A 20,418-nucleotide genomic window follows, 5' to 3' on the forward strand; every position below is an offset into this window, starting at 1 on the left:
CCGTGAGGGCGGTTTTTGCTTGAAAAAGAGAAGAAAGTTAAGTTCTCCACCATATTGAAGCGTCAGGGGTTTCCTGACTTACTGGGGGAGTCGGACTGCAGAGCAAGGCTACTTGACGATCGGCCGACTGGGGTTGCATCTACCGCTCCTTCACCGCTCACTCCCTGATTGTCCGCACGACACTCCCGGTCCTGGCCGGTAACTATTCGTACGGGAGGGAGAGACAATCTCCGCTCGCTACTCTACTCTGAAAATTCGCCCTCTTTTCAGCAGCCGTGGTGCCGCCTCGCGGCATCGGTGTCTGTAGCCCGAAAAAGTCGGTCTGGAGAGGCGTTCGTCTTCCGCATCGGCCACGTAGTCCGAATGAGCCGAATTGGAGCGACGATTTCCGAAGGGGTGGATGGAAACGGCTCTGCAAGTGGGCAAATTCGGACTGCGAGCCTCTTCCGCCATGCAACCGTCACGGAGTCCGAAAAAGTCGGGCTGCGATAGTGGGGTGGGGAAAGAGTTTGGGCTGCATAGCCTGGTTACTGGCTGGACTCGAGAGTATCGTCCGGGGAAACTGGAGATTTATGTCGGGAGTAGCTGGTAGGTGCTGAGAGTGTCGGCCCCATCCCCCATCCCCCATTCCAACACGACAATCCGAGTCCCGCCAGGACCCTCTCCAGGAGAAAATTGTCCATAGCTTACTCTCGGCAGGCAATCGAAGACCTGATCGCTCGGTGAACTTCCGATCAGGTTTTTCTTATAAGGTCCTCGGGCTGATGAGTGCAGTGCAAGAGCAAGGTTACTTGGCGATCGGCAGGCTTGGGGTTACATCTACAGGCACTATCGGCTCCAACTCACGCGTTCCAGCCCAACCCCCCGGTCCCAGCCAGTACATGATGATTTTGAGCTTGTGGGGACGACATAAGTCTCTACAGAATCGCTATTTTGGTGCAAGGGTGTTGGAGGCGCCCGACAAAAAACTGGCATTCTCGCTCGCTTTCGTATATGATCAAAATTGAAAGAAAACGATCTTAAAAGAAGGTATTCGGGAGGCATTCATGTTCGCCGAAGAACGATACGTACGCATCATGGAAGTCGTAAATCAAGCGGGCAAAGCGACCGTGGCGGAGCTGAGCGAAGCGCTTGGCGTCTCGCAGGTGACTGTTCGCCGCGACCTCGAGAAGCTTGAGGAGAAGGAGCTGCTGCTGCGCACGCACGGCGGGGCAATGGCGCTCCATGCGCATGTGAGCGAAGTCGCGCACGAGAAGTCGTTCTCCGAGAAAGAGGAGGCGCTCGTCGAGGAGAAGGAGCGGATCGCCGAAGCGGCGGCTAAGCTGATCAGCGATGAGGACGCCGTCATGCTGACGCCGGGCACGACGAATATGCTGATCGCCAAGCGGCTTATCGGCAAGAAGGGGCTCAAGATCGTCACGAACGCCGCCAACATCGCGGTGCAGATCGGCAACTATCCGGAGCTGGAGATCATCCTGATCGGCGGCAAGCTGCGGCGCAAGTCGTTCGCGCTCGTCGGCCCGCTGGCGGAGGAGACGCTGCAGAACATTCGCGTGGACAAGCTGTTCCTGGGGGTCGACGGCTTCGACTTGAAGGAAGGGCTGACGACGCCGAATTTGGCGGAAGCGAGCATGGATCGGCAAATGATCTCGATCGCGAAGGAAGTCATTGTCGTGGCCGACCATACCAAATTCGGCAAAGTGTTTTTCTCGCATGTCGCGACGCTTGGAGTCGTGCATACCGTCATCACGGATGAGGGCATCAACAGGGAGCTGGCCGGTCAAATCCGCGAGTTGGGCATCCGGCTGATCATTGTCTAGCGACCCCATTTTTCGGGAAAAGTCTTCTTGTCAGGCGGAACGTTCATCCGTTACAATAGGAAATGAAAGCAAACGAAACGAAACTATCACAAATGTACAAATTCGGGAGGAAGCAATCATGCCATTAGTATCATCCACTCCATTATTGCAAGCGGCTCGCGCAGGCGGCTATTGCATCGGCGCCTTCAACGTGCACACGCTCGAGATGCTCCAAGCGGTCGTAGAGGCGGCTGAAGAAACGGATTCCCCGCTCATCATCCAATCGACCGTCGGCACAGTGAAGCATCTCGGCCCGGAATACATCGCGGCAGCGGCAACCGTCGCTTCCAACCAGTCCAAAGTACCGATCGCCCTGCATCTTGACCATTGTACGGAATTCGACCTGATCGTACGCTGCATTCGCGCCGGGTATACGTCCGTCATGATCGACGCTTCGCATTCTCCGTTCGAAGAGAATGTGCGCCAGACGCTGAAGGTCGTGGAAGTCGCTCGCGCGGCAGGCGTGAACGTAGAGGCGGAGCTCGGCAAAGTAGGCGGTGTGGAAGACGACATCGTAGTAGCCGACAACGAAGCGCTCATGGCCGACCCGGACGAGTGCGCAGAGTTCGTCAAGCGCACGGGCGTGCCTACGCTCGCTCCGGCAATCGGAACGGCGCACGGCATCTACAAGGGTGATCCGAAGATCGACTTCGACCGCATCAAGCGCATCGCCGACCGCGTGGAAGTGCCGCTCGTGCTGCACGGCGGTTCCGGCATCCCGGAAGAGCAGGTGCGCCGCTGCGTCTCGCTTGGCATGGCCAAGATGAACGTGGCGACCGAGCTGCGTATCGTGTTCTCCGACGCGATCAAGGAAGTGTTCGCGGCGAATCCGGATGAGAACGACCCGCGCAAGTACATGGTGCCGGCGAAGAAGGCGCTCAAAGCGGCGGCGATCGAGAAAATGCGGCTGTGCGGCAGCTTCGGGAAGGCGAGCGAGTTCCGCCGATGATCACAACCGTCACCCTGAACGCCGCTATCGATAAGACGTATTTCGTCGACGGCTTCGAGCTCGGCCGCGTATCCCGCGCCAGCCGGATGATCAGCTACCCGGGCGGCAAAGGCGTGAACGTGGCCCGGGTAGCCTATCTGCTCGGCGGCCCGGTCCGGGCGACCGGCTTCGTCGGCGGCAGCAACGGCAGCTACATTGAGCGGCAGCTGGAGCAGCAGGGCATTGCGAACGACTTCGTCCGCGTCGAGGGCGAATCGCGGCTGTGCCTGAACATCATCGATCCGGTCAATGGCCGCTCCACCGAGCTGCTGGAGCAAGGACCGGAGATCGAGGAAGCGCAGGCCGCCGCGATGAAGCACAAAATACGCGAGTTGGCCGCCCAATCGAAGATCGTAACCTTGTCGGGCAGCTTGCCCAAGGGGCTGCCGGCTTCCTTCTACGCGGAGCTGATCGCGATCGTCCGCGCGGAAGGCGCCATGGCGTTCTTGGACGCCAGCGGCGACGCCCTCGTGCAGGGCATACAAGCCAAGCCGTTCCTGATCAAGCCGAACGAAGACGAGGTCGAGAAAATCCTCGGCAAGAAGCTGGAGCGCGTCGAAGATGTGTATTCGAGTGTGTACCAGCTCATGCGCGACGGGATCCGATGCGTCGTCGTCTCGCTCGGAGCGGAAGGCTCCGTGGCCGGCTACGACGGAATTGTGTACCGTATCCATGCTCCCCGCATCGAAGCGGTCAACACCGTGGGCTGCGGCGATTCGTTCGTCGCGGGGATGGCCGTTGCACTCGAGCGGGGCGACTCGATCCAGCAAGCGCTCAAGCTGGCGACCGCAACCGGTACGGCGAACGCGCTTATGCCGGAGGCCGGCAACGTCAGATTGGAAGATGTTTCTCTTTTTCTCGAACAAGTGCGAATCGAAACGATTGCGTAGACATTTCCTTGGCCAATTCCTCCGAATTGGCTTTTTTGTTCGCTTGTTTCATGGTAATATGAAGAGTAGGCGCGAAGTGGACAAATCGCATGATTTTGCGTGGAATGATAGAGGGGGTTTAACACCGTTGTTGAAAAGAACCTTGATTGGACTAATGCGCAGCCATGAGGTGACTGGCGAGAAAGCGAAAGACCCGGCTCTGAAAACCCGCTATTACAAAATTTCGAAGGATCAGCTGTGGGAAGAAATCGTAACACTGCTCAAAAAGCTGCCGAAGTACACCGTGCTCCATGAAGTGAAGAACGTCGGGGAGATCGTCGTCACTAAGAAGACCATGACCGGACGTACGCAGGACATCACATTGACCTTGTTCGCAATCAACCCTGTGAAGTCGGCGGTCGACATTTATTCCGCTTCCAGAGGGTCGCTAGGCGACTTGGGCTCCAATTACCGGACTATTCTCGAGCTGTTCAAGATGTTCGACCAGAAGCTCGCCCGATACAAGATGGACTCCAGATAATAACAAGTCCGTCCCAGACCAAACAAAACAGCGTATCGGCCTCTCGCGAAGCCGATACGCTGTTTTATCATTTACAGAAGCTTCTTAACGGCTTCGATCGCCGCTTCGTAGTTCGGGTGTTCGGTCATTTCAGGCAAGTACTCGACGTATTGGACGGTGTTGTTCGCGTCAATAACGAAGATGGACCGCATCAACAAGCCGAACTCTTTGATTACTACGCCATAGGCTTCGCCGAAGGACTTCGTCTTGTAGTCGGACAGGGTCACGACTTTGTCGATGCCGGCGGCGCCGCACCAGCGGGCTTGTGCGAACGGAAGGTCGACGCTGATCGTCAGGATGGCTACATTGTCGCCCAGATTGGCGGCTTCTTCATTGAAACGGCGCGTTTGCTGGTCGCAGACGCCTGTGTCCAGCGAAGGGACCACGCTGATAAGCTTCACTTTCCCGGCGTAGTCGGCGAGTGTGGCTTCGGTGAGCAAGTTTTTGTTAACCGTGAAATCCGGAGCTTGATCTCCTACTTTCACTTCCGGTCCGAGCAATGTAAGCGGGTTGCCTTTGAATGCTGCAACGCCAGTACGTTCTTGTGCCATGCGGATCATCTCCCATTCGATTGATTATGTAGTGATTTGCCAATCCTTATTATAATCGAACGCGGCGACGCTTGTCCAATTATACCGGATCCCGGTTGTCGCTCCGCCCCCGGCCGAACAAACCTGCCAGCCCTAGCAGTCCGAGCAAACCAAGCCAGCTCCAGTTGGTCTCCGATCTCGCTTCGAGCGTCTTTGGTGTGATCGTATTCATGCGTAGAGTGTCGGTCGTTGTGGAATCCGTATCGATGGTTGCGTCTGCCGACGTTTTCTTTTGAAGGGAACGAGGGTACATGCTGCCAGGGTGAATGCCCAATCCGGACATATCGTAGCCATTGCTGCTGTTAGTACGCTCAGGCTGCTGCGCGATTGCACTTGGAAGCGATGACAGGAATAAAGCGGCCGCAACGATGAAACCAAGCAGGGTGCTTTTACGTATCATGGGGGGACCCCTTTCTTTGAGTGAATGGATCGGATTACTTTCCTAGGATGGGCAAATATTAGCAATCTATCCGTAGCCCGGAGGAAAAAAGAAAGCGTTTGAGGTATGATAAGAAAGAGATATCGCGCTTGAAGAGCGGGAGGGATTTACAATGTTGTTCGTGCGCTACGAGAGCTTCCGGCAGTATATCCGGCTGTATCCGGTCACATCGGCGATTTTGCTCGTTAATATCGCGTTGTTCGTCCTGATGACATGGGTGGGCAGTTCGAAGAATCCGGAGACATTGATTCAATTCGGGGCTTTGTTTAGTGAGCCGCCTTATTCGGGGGAATACTGGCGCTATGTGGCCGCTGCGTTCCTCCATATCGGGTTTGATCATTTGTTGTTCAACAGCTTCTCCATATTCGTCTTCGCACCGCCGCTGGAGCGGCTTCTGGGGCATTGGCGGTATGCGGTATTTTACTTGGGCAGCGGCGTGATCGGAAATGTGGTCGGCGAGCTGCTGCACCGCGGCGTGCATTTGTCGGCAGGCGCTTCCGGCGCCATATACGGCATTTTTGCAGCTTATTTATACATTGCAATCTTTCACAAACAAGCGATCGATAAAAGCTCTTCCACAACGATCAAAATCGTTCTCGTCGTAGGTGTCATCTACTCGTTTATTACCCCGAGCGTGAATTGGTACGCGCATCTCGGCGGTTTCGCGGGCGGATGGCTCTTGTTCCGTCAAATGATTAGGAGGTAAGGGGCTTGGAATTGAGGCAGCTGCAATACTTCGTGAAAGTCGCCAAAAAGCAGCATGTGACGCAGGCGGCCGAAGAACTCCATGTCGCGCAGTCGGCGGTCAGTCGGCAAATCCACCAGCTGGAGGAAGAGCTCGGAATGCAGCTGTTCGTGCAAAAGGGCCGCAACCTGCAGCTTACTCCGGTAGGCAAGCTGTTCCTGATGCGGATGGAGGAGCTGCTGAGCGGACTGGATAAAGCGGTGAACGAAATGCGGGAATTTCTGGATCCGGAGCTCGGCGAAGTTCGCATTGGGTTTCCGCATACGTTGGGGATCAGCTTGATTCCTAAGGTGGTGGCGGAATTCCGCAAGGGACATCCGCAAGTGAAGTTCCGCTTGAAGCAGGGGACATTCTCCAGCCTGATCCGGGATGTGACGCGGGGCGAGGTCGATCTCGCCTTCATCTCGCCGTTCCCGGAGCGTCATGACCAGGTGGACGGCGAAATGCTGCTGACGGAGGAGCTATATGCAGTACTCCCGACCGGTCACCCGCTGGCAGGACAGGAATCGATCCGGCTCGAGCAGCTGAAGGACGACCCGTTCGTTATGTTCAGCGACAATTATTCGCTTCGTTCGATCGTGTATAACGCTTGCAAGGAGGCCGGGTTCACGCCGCAGATCGGGTTCGAAGGCGAAGAGACCGATACGATTCGAGGGCTGGTTGCGGCGGGGATGGGGGTAGGCTTGCTTCCGGAGATGGCGTTAACAGAGATTAGCGACTTGATGCCGGTCAAGGTGAGGGTGACGCATCCCCGGGTGACGAGGACGATTGGTTTGGTACGCCGTAAGGGCGAGAAGCTGCCGATCGTGGCCGAAATGTTTCAGCGGTTTCTGTTTAACCATTTTCGCGAAGATCCCTTAGAAAGCTAACCCAATTGAAAAGACCGTCGGGACAGCGGATGCTGCGCTCGACGGTCTTTGTTGTATCGGATTAATCTTGGTTCCGATTCGTGAAAATCATAATGTACTTGATCAGCTCGAGCAGGGAAATCAGCGCGGCAGCTACGTAGGTGAGAGCCGCGGCGTTCAATACTTTCGCCACTCCGCGTTCTTCCTCATTCGATATAAAGCCTTCCGAAACCATCAGCTCGCGAGCGCGGCTGCTGGCGTTGAACTCGACGGGCAGCGTGATCAGCTGGAACAGTACGGCTGCTGAGAAAAAGATGATGCCAAGACCGAGCAAGAAGTTGAATTGCTGGAAAATCAGACCCGCTATGATCATGAGCGGCGCCACGCCGGATGTGAAGTTCACGACCGGGAACAAGTTATGGCGGGCGACGAGCATCGGATAGTGCTGCTGATGCTGGATCGCATGGCCGACTTCGTGGCAGGCGACCGATATTGCGGCGATTGAGCTCTCGTAGTATACGGGCTCGGACAATCGAACGACGCGACGGATCGGATCATAGTGGTCGGACAGCGCGCCCGGCACCGGCTCGATCGGTATGTCGTGGAGGCCGTTGTTGTCGAGCATCCGACGGGCTGCATCGTAGCCGGTCAATCCCGAGGATGCGGCGACTTGTGCCCAACGGTTGAACGTGCCCTTCACTCGGAACTGAGCCCACATCGAAACGACGAAAGCGATAATGATCAGATAATCCATCGGGTGAAAAAACATGACATTCCCTCCGTATTTTTTAGTCTACATTAGTGGACCTTTACCCAGAAGAATCAGAAGCGCTTCAATACAAGCGGCACTCTGTGCGGCCAAACCGCCTAAGGCGCTCTTCGCTTGGCGGGGCTTCATCTGCGACAGCAGCGGACTGAGCTCTTTCACTTCCCGCTCGAGCTGCTTGAGATGAAGCTGCAGGGATGTAAGCTTTTCTGTCACCGCTTCATCCTTGGTTGCTTTTTGCCACTGTTTCAAGCTGTCCTTGATCTCTTCCAGGGTGTATTTTTCTTTCTTCATTTCTTCTATACGTTTCAATCGGACTATGGTTTCATCCCCGTACAACCTATAGTTCTTTTCGGAGCGTTTATCCGGAAAAATAAGGCCGAGCTTCGTATAATAGTCGATCGTGCGCTGACTGACACTGGAGAGCCGCGCCAATTCACCGATTCGATATAAGGCAGTCCCCATCGGTCTCCCCCCTTTCAGTATGTACCGTTTCCCTCCATAGATTCATCATAACGAATGAAAACCGTACAGTCAAACGTTATGCTTCGATGTTCGGGTGGCTGACAAGTCAATCTGAATATTACGTGATGAATGATGACATGAAAGCTTGTACTTACGAATGTTCACAAATAAAAAACTAACTAATGTACGGATTTTTACTAAAATGATAAAAAACCATATTGTCAAATTCTGAAGTGGTAGGTATAATGACACTATCGGTTTCATTAAATGTTATAAAAATTGACATGAAGGTGGGTAATTGAATGAAACGGGTCCTTTTGATGGTAGCTTTACTGGTGTTAGCTTTTCCGACGTTCGCTTTTGCAGCGGATGAACCTCCGACTAACGAGCAGTTGTTTCAAGCGGTTGATGCAGTATGGATTATGTTGGCTGCCATCCTGGTTATTTTTATGCAAGCCGGATTTGCCCTTCTGGAATCAGGATCCACTCGAATGAAGAATGCCGGTCACGTAGCCGGTAAAACGATCCTTACGTTCGGTATAGCAGCCCTTGCCTTCTGGGCGGTAGGCTTCGGTCTAGCCTTCGGCGACGGCAACAAAATCATCGGCTTCAGCGGATTTTTCGTTAACGGTACGGAAGAGCAAGCGGCCGAATCATTCGGTGCTCTGTCGTTCTCTATTGTCCCGATCGGCATCAAGTTCCTGTTCCAGCTCGCCTTCGCCGGCGTCGCGCTGGCCATCGCCTGGGGCGGCTTCGCAGAGAGAGCGAAACTTTCCGTATACTTCGTCTTCGGCGTCCTCTTCACGGTAGTGATCTATCCGTTCGTAGCTCACTGGATCTGGGGCGGCGGCTGGTTGGCCGACCACGGCAAGCAAGACTTCGCCGGCTCCACGGTCGTTCACTTGCAAGGCGCTACGGCGGCATTGGTCGCTACTCTGCTTCTCAAACCGCGTCTCGGCAAATACAATAAAGATGGCAAACCTAACTTGATCCCTGGTCACAACCAAGTGTTGTCTGTGCTCGGCGTCATTATTCTCTGGATCGGCTGGTTCGGCTTCAACCCAGGCAGCACGCTCTCCGCTGTCAACGACGGATTCTTCGGCTTCATCGCATTGAATACAAACCTTGCTGCAGCTGCCGGCGGTGTAGCGGCGCTGGTAGTGTCCTGGATGTACTTCGGCAAAGCCGACATTCCTAGCATGTTGAACGGCGTATTGGCTGCACTCGTGGCCATCACCGCATCTTGCGCCTTCGTAGAGCCTTGGGCAGCGGTTGTTATCGGTCTGGTCGCCGGTACGCTGACATTCTTCACCGCTCAATGGTTCGAGAAAGCCGGTATCGACGATCCGATCTATGCCTTCTCCGTGCACGGTATCGCGGGGATCTGGGGTTCGCTCTCCACTGGTTTCTTCGCCGCACCTCGTCTGGTTGAAATAGTGGGCGTCGGTAAGGAAGGCTTGTTCTACGGCGGCGGTCTCCATCAGCTGGGCGTGCAGGCAATGGGCGTAGGGGTAGCATTCGTCTTCGTCTTCGTCGTCTCCTACATCATTTTGAGCATCATGAAAGCAACCATGGGGCTGCGCGTAACGGAAGAAGAAGAAATCATGGGTCTGGATATCAGCGAGCACGGTTCTTACGGATATCCGGAGCACCTGAAGAAATCGGGCGGCGAGTCGGTGAGCGTCTAATCCGAGCTGCCGGAGGGGCATCATGGAGGGCTATAACCTTTCCCATATGGAAAACAGCATCAATCGGGCTGTGCAGGTGGAAGAGCTGCGCAGCCTCCGGGAACAAATGCTCGACCATTTCCCGGCCCCTCCTGCTTACTTGCACATCGGGGACTGGTACAGTCAATTGAATCGGTTGCACGACCAATTCATCAGGAGAACCTTGATTCTGAGCGAGCGCAAGCTCCGCGAGGAAGGACGGGGTTCTCCTCCCGTTCCTTATACGTATGTGGTGGTGGGCAGCGGGGGCAGGTCCGAGCAGACGCAATGGAGCGACCAGGACAACGGATTGGTGTACGCGGATCCGGGCGAAGCGGGGCAGGAGGCGGCATCGCTTTATTTTGAGCTGCTGAGCGAGGAAGTGTTCCTGTCGCTGCAGCAGATCGGCTACCCGCCGTGCGAAGGCAACGTGATCTGTACGAATCCGCAATGGCGCAAGCCGTTGTCGCAATGGCTCCGCATGCTCCGGGAATGGTTCAACGATCCGACTTGGGAAAATGTTCGCTACTTGCTGATCGTATTCGATCTTCGCGGATTGCACGGGGTGTCGCTGGCCGCCGCGTTGAAGGAAGCTTTCGCTGAGGAAGTGCGCCGCAAGCCAGGCATTCTAGGCGCTATGCTGCGCAATACATTGCATCACAAGCCTTCGCTCGGACCCTTCGGCAATTTGATCACGGAACGATACGGCCCGGATGCGGGAGGGCTGGATATCAAATACGGCTCCTATATTCCGCTGATCAATGGAATCCGGCTGCTCTCGATTATGGCAGGGGTCCAGGAGACGTCGTCTCGGCTTCGATTGGGGGAGCTTGCCAAGCGAGGGTTTATTACGGAGGAACACGCCCAACGGTGGAATGAGGCGCTGCAGTTCGCACTATGGTTAAGGACCCAGACGCCGTATCAATCGGACAACGGAATTTACTCCACCAGAGGCATCATACAGGCGGAGCAGCTGAGCCGAGAGCTGAAGCAACGGCTGAGGCGCGCGCTTCGCGACGGACACGAGCTGCAGCAGGCGGTGCGGAAGCGGGCTGAGCGGCTGCTCGTGGAACGGGGGGATTCGGGATGAAGGATATGTCTACGGTAGGACGCATGTGGCATCTGTACAAAAAAGGCGGGATCACGCCGGCCGTCGCCTCGATGTTCGATCCGCAAAACGCGCAACATATGGCCTTTATTCGTTCTTTCATGAAGGAGCAGCGCAAAAACAGCTTATATGAGGTGCGGCTGGAAAATATGGAAGCGGTCGTTTTCGACCTGGAGACGACCGGTTTCTCTCCGTATAACGGTGACGAGATTATTTCGATCGGTGCTATATCAATCTCTGGTGGTTTCATTAAGCAAGAAGAGACATTTTATAGCTTGACCCAGCCGAAAGGGAAAATACCCGAACAAGTAGAAAGGCTGACGGGCATCACGACCGAAGAGGCTGCGAAGGCGCCGGAGCTCATTACAGTGCTGCGGGAATTTCTCGAATTTGTGCAGCATCGGGTACTGATCGTGCATGGCAGCGGACATGACAAACATTTTCTGAACTCTGCGTTGTGGAAAACGTCCAAAGTCAATTTGTCGCATCGGCTGCTCGATTGTTTGATTTTGGCGAAACGCATGCACCCGAAGCTGGGCAATTACAGTCTGGACGCGCTTCTGGATATGTATGAGATCGAGTCGGACAGCCGCCATCATGCGCTTTACGATTCCGTTATGACCGCTCGGCTGTGGGGCAAGCTGCTGCATGAGGTGATGGAGCGAGAGGTGCTTACGCTTGGGGACTTATATGAATATTTAAGCCATTAAACCATTCGCTGCGGGGAAAGCCGGTCGAATGGTTTTTGTTTGGTTGAAGATTGGCATAGGCAAACCAGTTCGGACTAGGAAGCAATGAAACGATCACATGGACGGGCAAACAACTCCATTCTGAGCTAAGGTCCTCTTCGGAAGGAAATGCTGATGTAACGGGATGGGAATGGAAGGTGCCGATTAGGCGGTGCCGCTCGTTCATAACGATGGGAACCCATTCGACGGGGTCGAACTGAAATCGACGACACGAGTCTGATGCTGCATTTTTCAAAAACGCACACCCGGTGACCGTAAACTCGGAAGCTTCTGCGTCAGTAGGATAACCGAATAAAACGCCGCAGCCTTCCTCGGGAGATCGTGTAATGCAGATCTGGTTTATCGACTCGTACATTGCGGAAGGAACGGTTACGGAACCTGTTTTCAAGGGAATCCCTCCCTGGTTTTGACGTGTTTCTTCCATTATAATGTACTCCAATTGAGAATGCTTATTATTCTTAATTAGTTCACTTGTTTGTCCGGTTTGATCAGGAAGAAGACCAGGCCGAGCACGACGAGCGAGAGGACCGACACCGAAATGAAGACGAGCCGCTCCGATTTGTCCATCATCCACCCGAACAGTGGCGGTCCGACCGCAACTCCGAGGAAGCGCAAGCTGTTGTACAACGAGGTGATCATGCCGCGCTGCTCGCGCTCGACGGAGCCGGTGATCATCGTATTCAAGCAGGGGAGGAGCAGACCGGTGCCGATGCTGCTGATCGTGAGCAGACCGATGAACAGGTACAGCTTGTTGAAAAAGAAGATCGTGGCGCCGAGTGCAATGACCATGAGGATCAGACCGATATTCATAAGCCAGCGCATGAGGATGCCGTTTTTCTTGATGACGCTCCCGGTAATGTAGGAGGTTGTGACCATCCCGAGCAGCGGAATGGCGAGCACGAGCCCTTTTCGGACCCCGTCGATGTTATAAGGCGCTTCCTCGAGCCGGTTGGACAAGTAGAATAGCACGCCGAACAGGATGAATAGTCCCATGGAGCCTGCGACGAAGGATGTGATGAGCCAGCGTCCTTTTTGCTTAAGGATTTGTAGGATCGATTTCAGATAAGCGCCGAGCTTCTGCTCCTGTTTGTCCCGTTTCGGTTCCTTGATCAGCCAAATGACCGCTACAAGGGAGAGCGCACAGAAAACCGGGAAAGCGAAAAACGAGGCGTACCATACGATTAGAGCGAGCAAGGAGCCTATGATCGGGCTCAGCACTTTGCCGGTACCGTTAGAGGCTTCAGTTAGGCCCAGCGCTTTGCTTTCAGTGCCGCCTTTGTACAGATCGCCGACTAACGCCATCGCTACCGGTGCCGTGCCTGCTGCCGCCATTCCCTGGATTGCCCGGGCAATAATGATCACCGTATAGGAGTTCCAGATCGCTCCGAACCCGGCAAGCACGCCAGCCGAGCCATATACGATCAGAGCCGGGATGATGATCACTTTACGGGAAAATTTATCCGACAAATAGCCGATGACCGGAATGAAGATGCCTGCGGAGAAGGAGAACAACGTGATGACGAGGCTGCTCTGGAATTGGGAAATGCCCAGCTCCCGCTGCATGTCGGGCAAGATCGGGACGAGCATGGAGTTGCCGAGCACGAGCACTAGCGGAATGGAGGCAATCGCCATAAACTCCAGCCAGCGGGCTTTTCCTTCCGTTCCTTGGGATTTTGTCTCCGACTTGTTGGACGAGGCTTGGGCATGGTCGGCATCGTCTTCGATATCGCTCTCAAACACGATTTGCAATCTTCGCTTCTTGGTCGTGGTCGACATGTTGTTCCTCCGTGACATAAGGTTTCGTTTGTTACTATTGCCCTTCGAAGAAACCTCCATGCAAGCAGGGTATTGCCAAAATTGCGTGAGCGTGAGCTCCTATATAGGATCAAGGGATTGGAAATGCAGCTTGGTGGCATGCTAAAATAGAAGAGATCGGAAATGAAACGATTGGAAGGCATACTATGACAAACAAACGAAATTGGCTCATCGCCGCGCTCATCGTAGGATTGGCGGTTGTAGCCGTTTATCAAAATGTCTCCGCCGGAGACCAAGCCGCATCCGTCCCGACCGAGACGGCTCCTCGACCGAACTACTTGGCGCCTACGCTTGCTCTGGAAGGACTGGACGGGCAATCGTATCAAGTCGGCGGCACAAGGGACAAGGTGCTGTTGATCAATTTCTGGGCGTCCTGGTGCGGACCATGCGAGCTGGAGGCTCCTGATCTGAAGCGGCTGGCTGACAAGTACAAGGATGGCATGGAGCTTTACGCCATTAATGTGACCTCGCAGGATCGAATGGACAACGTGAATTCGTTCGTCAAGCATTTCGGCTTTGACTTCCCGGTGTTGCTTGATCCAGACGGGCAAGCGTCGGACACGTACCGGATTCGGGGATTGCCGACTACGTTTCTGGTGGATCGCAACGGCGTTATTACCGACGCCTTCAATTTGCTGAACCCGGACGAGCTGGAGAAGCGGATAAAGGAATTGCTGGCTAAGTAAATTAAAACCCGGGTTCGCAGCCGTGTGGCTAAGCGTACCCGGGTTTCTTATTGTCGTTCAGTGGTTTAGTTGTTTAGTTGTTTAGTGGTTGACCAGTCCGACCTGCTCTTGGGATTCCTCCGACTTGCATACGTACGTCTTGCCGATCAGCGCGTATTGGATACTGTCCACGAGCGCTTCCCAGCTCGCTTCAATTACGTTCTCGGATACGCCTACCGTGCTCCAGGTGTTGTTGAAGTCGGTCGTCTCGATCAGGACGCGGACCTTGGCGGCTGTTGCGTCTTTCTCGTCCAGCACACGCACCTTGTAGTCCGTCAGGTGGAATTGCTTGATATCCGGATAATAAGGCGAGAGCGCTTTGCGAAGCGCATTGTCCAGCGCGTTGACCGGACCGTTGCCTTCCGCCGCGGTGTAGACGGATTCGCCGTGCACCTTCAGCTTGACGATCGCTTCGGAATTGACGGCATTGCCGGACGACTTCTCCACGAGCAGCTTGAACGACTCCACGGTGAACGCTTCTTTGATGTCTTCGAATGCTCTTCGCAGCAGCAGCTCGAGAGAGGCGTCTGCGCCTTCGAACTGATAGCCGCGATGCTCGAGCTCCTTGATCTTCTCGATGATGTCGCGGGTTTTCGTCGACTGTTTGTTCAGATCGAGCTTCAGCTCGGTTGCTTTGACCATCAGGTTGCTCTGGCCGGCCAGCTCGGAGACGAGGACGCGTTGTTTGTTGCCGACTAGCTCAGGCGTAATATGTTCATACGTCTTAGGATGCTTCATGATGGCGGAGACATGGATGCCGCCCTTGTGCGCGAACGCTGCCGCACCGACGAACGGCTGGTTGACCGGCATATGCACGTTGGCAATCTCGCTGACATAGCGGGCGATGGTTGTTAAGCTGGCGAGCTGTTCCTCGCTGATGCACTTGTATGGCAGCTTCAGCTGCAGGTTCGGGATGACGGAGCACAGGTTGGCATTGCCGCAGCGCTCTCCGAAGCCGTTGATCGTGCCCTGTACTTGACGGGCCCCGGCTTGGACGGCTGCGATGCTGTTCGCTACGCCGAGCTCGCAGTCGTTGTGGGCGTGGATGCCGACCGGCGCTTGGATGCTCGCGCACACGGCCGCGACGATCGCCGACACTTCGGTCGGCAACGAGCCGCCGTTCGTATCGCAGAGCACGACCCAGTCCGCGCCGGCCGATTCCGCGGCTTTAACGGTCTGCAAGGCGTAATCCGGGTTGTTCTTGTAGCCGTCGAAGAAATGCTCGCCAAGATAGATGACTTCCATACCCTTGCTCTTCAGGTAGCGCACGGAATCATGGATCATCGCCAGATTTTCCTCAAGCGTGGTCTGGATGGCGGTATGCACATGGAAGTCCCAAGACTTCCCGAAGATCGACGCTACGCTGACGCCGGCTTCCACGAGCCGATTCAGATTGTGGTCGTTCTCGGGCGAGATGTCCTTGCGCCGCGTGCTGCCGAATGCAGATATTTTGGCATTCGTCAGCTTAAGCTCCCGCGCCCGGTGGAAAAACTCAATATCCTTGCTGTTGCTGCCTGGCCATCCGCCTTCAATATATTGAACGCCCAATTGGTCAAGCTTCAGAGCGATTTTCAATTTGTCGTCGACCGTCAAGCTGATCCCTTCGCCTTGCGTTCCGTCTCTCAATGTTGTGTCGAATATGCTTACTGAATTGGACATCGAAACTGCCTCCTTAACACCTTCGTCAGAAATGCCGCCGTTTTAGCTTAACCTTGATTATAGCATTTTCTGTCGGGAATGTTGAATAAATTTTCACAAGCGGGTAAGCTGAATAAGGGGGTGTGGCGCATGTTCAACCGAAACGAGCATTATCCGAAAAACGGTAGAGTCATCCTTCATATCGATATGAACGCCTTCTATTGCTCCGTGCATGAGGCGGTCGAGCCGGCGCTGTACAAGAACAAGCCGATCGCCGTATCGGGCAGTGTCGAGAAGCGCAGAGGCATCATCGTCACCTCTTCCTATGCGGCCAGAGCGAAGGGAGTCAAGACCGGCATGCAAGTCCGCGAGGCGCTGAAGCTGTGCCCCGAGTTGATCCTGCTGCAGCCGAACTTCGATCTATACCGGCAGTTTTCCCGCCGGTTTATGAATATAGTCTATGAATATTCACCGTTAATGCAGGCCATGTCCATTGATGAATGTTTCGTCGATATTACCGGCTCGAGCCAGTTCGGTACGCCGCTTGAAATCGCCGAGCGGCTGCAGGCGCGCATCCGCGAGGAGCTGCATTTGCCTTGCTCGATCGGCGTCGCCCCGAACAAGCTGCTGGCGAAGATGGCCTCGGACATGAAGAAGCCGAACGGACTGACCGTGTTGCGCAAGCGGGATGTGCCCCGACTGTTATGGGACAAGCCTTGCTCGTTTATGTACGGTATCGGCGGCCGGACAGCGGAGAAGCTGACCAAGCTGAACATCACGACGATCGGCCAGCTGGCTGCGGCGGACGAGGCGTTCCTGGTCAAGGAGTTCGGGGTGAACGGGAGCTGGCTGAAGCAAGCGGCGAACGGCAACGACGACTCCCCGGTGCTCGAGGATCGGGAGCCGAGCAAGTCGATCGGGCATACGACGACGCTGCCTTATAATGTGACTTCGTTCGCCGAAGTATCCCGCGTGTTTCTGAATTTGGCCGATCAGGTGGCACGCCGCCTTCGCCGCCAGCATATGGTGTCGGGAACGATCCAGATTACGATTCGCGATCCTTCGATGAAGACGATTACACGTTCTTTTACGTTGCCGACCCCGACCGAGAATGCCGACGACGTACATAAAACGGCTTGCGGCTTGTACGTAAAGCATTGGAAGGAAGGCAACCCGATCCGGCTTCTCGGCATTACGCTGCAAAGCTTGCAGCCAAGAGAAACGGCGGCGATCCAGCTGGACCTGTTCGACTACAAGGAGCACCCCCGCAAGGAGCAGCTCAACCGCACGATGGACCGAATCCGCGACAAATTCGGCGAGAGCGCTATTTTGACGGCCGGTATGCTGGGGGATGATCCCTCTTCCTTGATTCGCAATCATAAGGTGCGAGGCACCTCGCTGCAGATGGACCATCTTCGGGTGCCTCTGGAGGAGGAGAAGGAGTGAATGCAATGGAGGGCTGGAACCGGTCGGAGTCAATAGTAACGGAGTGGCGGCTGCCTGTGATCGGCTTCGCCGGCTATTCGAATAGCGGCAAAACTTCGCTCGCTTCTCAAGTAGTGGCATTGCTGGAGCGGGAAGGCGTTCGCGTCGCGGTCGTGAAGCATGACGGACACGGGCATTACAAGGAAGCGCCGGGCACCGACTCAGCGCTTTATCTGGAGGCGGGAGCTTCTGCCGTCGCAGTGTTGTCGCCGGAAGGATTCGTGCTGAGAGAGCGCCGATTGGATTGCAGTCTGGAATGGATGGCGGAGCGTCTCTCGAAAGAGACGGATTCGGCTGGAGGATGTCCATACGACCTGGTTGTCGCTGAGGGGTTCAAGTCAGGTGACCATCCGAAAATAGCCGTTGCCCGAAGAGCCTCCGATCTCGCTATCCTGGATGTAGGACCTCGAGAGGCTTGGATTGCGCTGGCTTGTCCGAGCTCTCTGATGCAGGAGAAGCGGCTCGATCTCGAAGTCTTGGCCATGGACGATCCGCTCGAGGTGTCGCGTTTTGTCCTGCTTTTCCTGTCGAAGCAAGCGGGACTTGCCAAGGGCATAACTCCTTCCGGGCTTGCATAGGCTGGTTTCGTATGGCAACTGGTTGTCTTAAAGTGTTTGAACTTTCATAGGTTTTGTATTATATTACTACATGAGGCTATATATTTGAGGAGGATACCATTATGGCAAAATACACATGGGTAGAGAAAGATACTTGTATCGCATGCGGCGCGTGCGGTGCGACTGCCCCCGACATTTACGACTACGATGATGAAGGTCTGGCCGAAGTTATCTTCGACGGAGACGGCAACACCGGCACAACCGAAATCCCGGACGATCTGTACGACGATCTGCAGGATGCTTCCGACGGCTGCCCGACCGACTCCATCAAGATCGGCGACGCCCCTTTCAATAAATAAGGATTGCGTAAGACAACCCTGTCTCTTCCGCTAAGAGACGGGGTTTTTTTGTTGTAAAATTAACATAAACAGTGATTGCCATTATCCGCCAACCCCTATAAAATAAGCTTAGGTACTTATGCCCATCGAGGATCATGGGAGTATGGAAGCAAGGTAGAATTTTGTTGATAGGTTAGCTCGGGGGAGGACCATAATGAGCAAGAAGAACTGGAGAACGTCGATCATTGCGGCTATAGTTATAGCCCTTATTTCAGTGCTGTCGTATACGACGGGGACAGGAGGTTCGTTTCATTACGTCGAGAATCCATTGCGAGATGCGCTCAGCGGCGTGATGCAGCAGCATGAGCCGGATACGCAGATCAAGATCATCAAGATCGACTCGAAGTCGCTGGAGGCGATCGGTCAATATCCATGGGATCGCACCGTCTACGCGAATTTGATCGAGAAGCTCCAGAGCGGCAAAGTGGCGGCGGTCGGCGTCGACGTGCTGTTCCCGGAGCCGAGCAAGGAAGCCAAGAACGATCAGGCGCTCGCCGATATTATGAAGAAATACAAGAACGTCGTGCTTCCGGTCAACGTCCTGTTCCCGCCTCAGCAGAAATCCGCTGATCAATTGGAATACGAACGGATCGAGTATCCTACAGCCGCTATTAACGCCCCTAAATCTCAAATCGCCCACATTAACGTTTTTCCCGATACGGATGATAAGGTTCGCCGCTTGATCGTCGGCATCCCCGAGAAAGAGGGGGGCATGATCGAAGCGTTCAGCGTGAAGCTGGCCAACCTGGCGCTGCCGGCCGAAGAGCAGGTGCGTTGGGACGAAGCCGATAAACAATGGAAACGCGGTTCGACGGTTATCCCTACCAATTCTCGCAATCAAGTATTGACTCAGTTTTATACTAAGCCTCGGCAAGATGCCGATTTGAAGACCGGCTATAGCAATTATTCGTTCTCCGACGTGTTGAGCGGTAAAGTTCCGGCTTTGGAATTCGAAAACGATATCGTGCTGATCGGACCGTTCTCGACGGGTCTGCAGGACGAATACATGACGCCGATGAGCAAGGTCATCAAGATGTTCGGGGTCGAAGTGCACGCCAACATGCTTCAGTCAATTCTCGACGGCCAATTCTGGGTGGAGCTGCACGAAGGCTACGGCATCGCCTTGTTGCTTGCCCTCGTTCTGCTGACGTTTTACCTGTTCAATCGGTTCAAGGGCCGGTCGGCCATTTTCGTTTATGTCGGAGCCTTGATTCTGTACATGGCCGCGTTCGAGCTGTTCAACGAGGCTTTCCATATTTTCCTGCCGATTTTTTATCCGCTAATGGCGATTACGCTTATGTATGTCTGGTCGATCATTCACCATTACTTGGCGGAACGTCAGGAGCGCAACCGCGTGACGGGCATCTTTGGCCGATTCGTACCGAAGACGGTCGTGGACAAAATGCTGACTTCCGGCGACGAAGTGAAGCTGGGCGGCGAGCGGATGGACATTACGCTCATTTTCGTCGATATCCGCGGGTTCACGACGTTGTCGGAGAAGCTGGAGCCGGAGCAAGTTATCGCATTCTTGAATGAATACCTCGATGTTTGTACCAAAGCGGTGTTCAAGTTTAACGGCACGCTCGACAAGTTTATCGGCGACGGCGTCATGGCGATATTCGGGGCTCCGATCCGCTATGACAATCATACTGAGCTTGCGGTCCGCTCGGCTCTGGAGATGAAGAAGCAATCCGCTATCCTGGAGCAGAAGCTTATGGAGAAGCTAGGGTTTACGGTTCGTTTCGGGATCGGAATCAATTGCGGCCCTGCCGTCGTAGGGAATATCGGCTCCGAGGATCTGCGCCTCGACTATACGGCGATCGGCGATACCGTCAACTTGTCCGCACGTTTGGAGTCGAATGCGAAGCCGGGCCAAATCTTGATCAGCGAGAATGTGTATAATCGAGTCGGCCATCTGTTCGAAATCGAGAGTATGGGCGAGATCAAGGTGAAGGGGAAAGAATTACCAGTGCCGATTTATCAGGTTCATGCCGAGAAAGGTCTCTCGGAAGCGGCCGCTTCTGCCGAAAAATAGATAGAGGAGTCCATCGCACTAGGAATCGGAGCACGTAATACATGTTGCAAACG

Annotated in this window: 21 protein-coding genes; 14 read left to right on the top strand and 7 right to left on the bottom strand. The window is 54.7% G+C overall.

The genetic code is table 11. The features are described 5' to 3' along the window. Nucleotides 1-1,046 precede the first annotated feature (1,046 nt). The 4 genes from PKO02S_RS17585 (at nucleotide 1,047) to PKO02S_RS17600 (ending at nucleotide 4,257) form a co-directional block, all read left to right on the top strand. Nucleotides 1,047-1,820: a DeoR/GlpR family DNA-binding transcription regulator gene (locus PKO02S_RS17585; protein WP_127585151.1), complete on the top strand. Its 774-nt coding sequence runs from the start codon at nucleotides 1,047-1,049 to the stop codon at nucleotides 1,818-1,820. A gap of 118 nt (nucleotides 1,821-1,938) precedes the next feature. Next, a complete protein-coding gene (gene fba, locus PKO02S_RS17590) occupies nucleotides 1,939-2,808 on the top strand; it encodes a class II fructose-1,6-bisphosphate aldolase (protein WP_174819919.1) in 870 nt (289 codons plus the stop codon). Beyond that, the gene (pfkB, locus tag PKO02S_RS17595) at nucleotides 2,805-3,737 is read left to right on the top strand and encodes a 1-phosphofructokinase (protein ID WP_127585152.1); all 933 of its coding nucleotides are present in this window, start codon (nucleotides 2,805-2,807) and stop codon (nucleotides 3,735-3,737) included. The genes fba and pfkB overlap by 4 nt, the downstream gene beginning before the upstream one ends. Nucleotides 3,738-3,864: 127 nt before the next feature. Continuing rightward, complete coding sequence (locus PKO02S_RS17600) at nucleotides 3,865-4,257, top strand: DUF1499 domain-containing protein (protein ID WP_127585153.1); 393 nt, start codon at nucleotides 3,865-3,867, stop codon at nucleotides 4,255-4,257. A gap of 71 nt (nucleotides 4,258-4,328) precedes the next feature. On the opposite strand, the gene tpx is transcribed toward PKO02S_RS17600, so the two are convergent. Together tpx and PKO02S_RS33305 are read right to left on the bottom strand one after the other, a co-directional pair. Continuing rightward, the gene (tpx, locus tag PKO02S_RS17605; RefSeq protein WP_127585154.1) at nucleotides 4,329-4,847 is read right to left on the bottom strand and encodes a thiol peroxidase; all 519 of its coding nucleotides are present in this window, start codon (nucleotides 4,845-4,847) and stop codon (nucleotides 4,329-4,331) included. 79 nt (nucleotides 4,848-4,926) lie between these two features. Next, nucleotides 4,927-5,286: a WGxxGxxG family protein gene (locus PKO02S_RS33305; RefSeq protein WP_164821522.1), complete on the bottom strand. Its 360-nt coding sequence runs from the start codon at nucleotides 5,284-5,286 to the stop codon at nucleotides 4,927-4,929. Between the two features lie 151 nt (nucleotides 5,287-5,437). Here PKO02S_RS33305 and PKO02S_RS17615 point away from each other — a divergent pair, with 151 nt between their 5' ends. After that, the gene (locus PKO02S_RS17615; protein ID WP_127585155.1) at nucleotides 5,438-6,031 is read left to right on the top strand and encodes a rhomboid family intramembrane serine protease; all 594 of its coding nucleotides are present in this window, start codon (nucleotides 5,438-5,440) and stop codon (nucleotides 6,029-6,031) included. A 5-nt stretch (nucleotides 6,032-6,036) separates the two neighbouring features. Next, the gene (gene gltC, locus PKO02S_RS17620) at nucleotides 6,037-6,939 is read left to right on the top strand and encodes a glutamate biosynthesis transcriptional regulator GltC (RefSeq protein WP_127585156.1); all 903 of its coding nucleotides are present in this window, start codon (nucleotides 6,037-6,039) and stop codon (nucleotides 6,937-6,939) included. 61 nt (nucleotides 6,940-7,000) lie between these two features. On the opposite strand, the gene PKO02S_RS17625 is transcribed toward gltC, so the two are convergent. Both PKO02S_RS17625 and PKO02S_RS17630 read right to left on the bottom strand, forming a co-directional pair. Continuing rightward, nucleotides 7,001-7,687 carry a zinc metallopeptidase gene (locus tag PKO02S_RS17625; RefSeq protein WP_127585157.1) on the bottom strand — a complete coding sequence of 229 codons (687 nt, stop codon included), beginning with the start codon at nucleotides 7,685-7,687 and terminating at the stop codon, nucleotides 7,001-7,003. A 24-nt stretch (nucleotides 7,688-7,711) separates the two neighbouring features. Beyond that, on the bottom strand, nucleotides 7,712-8,149 hold the full coding sequence (locus PKO02S_RS17630; RefSeq protein ID WP_127585158.1) for a MerR family transcriptional regulator: 438 nt from the start codon (nucleotides 8,147-8,149) through the stop codon (nucleotides 7,712-7,714). A 302-nt stretch (nucleotides 8,150-8,451) separates the two neighbouring features. On the opposite strand from PKO02S_RS17630, the gene PKO02S_RS17635 reads away from it, so the two are divergent. Genes PKO02S_RS17635 through PKO02S_RS17645 form a run of 3 tightly spaced genes read left to right on the top strand, consistent with a single transcriptional unit; the run spans nucleotide 8,452 to nucleotide 11,673 of the window. Further along, nucleotides 8,452-9,837 carry an ammonium transporter gene (locus PKO02S_RS17635; protein ID WP_127585159.1) on the top strand — a complete coding sequence of 462 codons (1,386 nt, stop codon included), beginning with the start codon at nucleotides 8,452-8,454 and terminating at the stop codon, nucleotides 9,835-9,837. Nucleotides 9,838-9,859: 22 nt separating this feature from the next. Beyond that, nucleotides 9,860-10,945 carry a DUF294 nucleotidyltransferase-like domain-containing protein gene (locus tag PKO02S_RS17640; protein ID WP_127585160.1) on the top strand — a complete coding sequence of 362 codons (1,086 nt, stop codon included), beginning with the start codon at nucleotides 9,860-9,862 and terminating at the stop codon, nucleotides 10,943-10,945. After that, nucleotides 10,942-11,673, top strand: coding sequence for an exonuclease domain-containing protein (locus tag PKO02S_RS17645; RefSeq protein ID WP_127585161.1), 732 nt, complete (start codon nucleotides 10,942-10,944; stop codon nucleotides 11,671-11,673). Before PKO02S_RS17640 ends, PKO02S_RS17645 begins: the two co-directional genes overlap by 4 nt. Here PKO02S_RS17645 and PKO02S_RS17650 read toward each other — a convergent pair. Further along, nucleotides 11,636-12,136, bottom strand: coding sequence for a Mov34/MPN/PAD-1 family protein (locus tag PKO02S_RS17650; protein WP_127585162.1), 501 nt, complete (start codon nucleotides 12,134-12,136; stop codon nucleotides 11,636-11,638). The genes PKO02S_RS17645 and PKO02S_RS17650 overlap by 38 nt on opposite strands. A 38-nt stretch (nucleotides 12,137-12,174) precedes the next feature. After that, complete coding sequence (locus PKO02S_RS17655) at nucleotides 12,175-13,344, bottom strand: MFS transporter (RefSeq protein WP_373865216.1); 1,170 nt, start codon at nucleotides 13,342-13,344, stop codon at nucleotides 12,175-12,177. Nucleotides 13,345-13,673: 329 nt separating this feature from the next. Here PKO02S_RS17655 and PKO02S_RS17660 point away from each other — a divergent pair, with 329 nt between their 5' ends. Next, entirely contained in the window at nucleotides 13,674-14,213 is a 540-nt protein-coding gene (locus PKO02S_RS17660) for a TlpA family protein disulfide reductase (protein ID WP_127585164.1), read from the top strand. 81 nt (nucleotides 14,214-14,294) lie between these two features. Here PKO02S_RS17660 and cimA read toward each other — a convergent pair whose 3' ends face one another. Continuing rightward, nucleotides 14,295-15,911 carry a citramalate synthase gene (cimA, locus tag PKO02S_RS17665; RefSeq protein ID WP_127585165.1) on the bottom strand — a complete coding sequence of 539 codons (1,617 nt, stop codon included), beginning with the start codon at nucleotides 15,909-15,911 and terminating at the stop codon, nucleotides 14,295-14,297. A gap of 129 nt (nucleotides 15,912-16,040) precedes the next feature. Between cimA and PKO02S_RS17670 the strand changes: the two genes are divergently transcribed. The 4 genes from PKO02S_RS17670 to PKO02S_RS17685 all read left to right on the top strand — a co-directional run bounded on the left by PKO02S_RS17670 (nucleotide 16,041) and on the right by PKO02S_RS17685 (nucleotide 20,365). Next, complete coding sequence (locus tag PKO02S_RS17670) at nucleotides 16,041-17,336, top strand: DNA polymerase IV (RefSeq protein WP_127585166.1); 1,296 nt, start codon at nucleotides 16,041-16,043, stop codon at nucleotides 17,334-17,336. Nucleotides 17,337-17,341: 5 nt separating this feature from the next. Continuing rightward, nucleotides 17,342-17,953 carry a molybdopterin-guanine dinucleotide biosynthesis protein B gene (gene mobB / locus PKO02S_RS17675; RefSeq protein WP_246067105.1) on the top strand — a complete coding sequence of 204 codons (612 nt, stop codon included), beginning with the start codon at nucleotides 17,342-17,344 and terminating at the stop codon, nucleotides 17,951-17,953. A 101-nt stretch (nucleotides 17,954-18,054) separates the two neighbouring features. Further along, nucleotides 18,055-18,291: a ferredoxin gene (locus PKO02S_RS17680; protein ID WP_127585168.1), complete on the top strand. Its 237-nt coding sequence runs from the start codon at nucleotides 18,055-18,057 to the stop codon at nucleotides 18,289-18,291. A 193-nt stretch (nucleotides 18,292-18,484) separates the two neighbouring features. Continuing rightward, the gene (locus PKO02S_RS17685) at nucleotides 18,485-20,365 is read left to right on the top strand and encodes a CHASE2 domain-containing protein (RefSeq protein WP_127585169.1); all 1,881 of its coding nucleotides are present in this window, start codon (nucleotides 18,485-18,487) and stop codon (nucleotides 20,363-20,365) included. Nucleotides 20,366-20,418: the final 53 nt, after the last annotated feature.

The organism is Paenibacillus koleovorans NBRC 103111 (genome assembly GCF_004000845.1).
In the GTDB taxonomy this organism is placed as follows: Bacteria; Bacillota; Bacilli; order Paenibacillales; family NBRC-103111; genus Paenibacillus_AA; species Paenibacillus_AA koleovorans.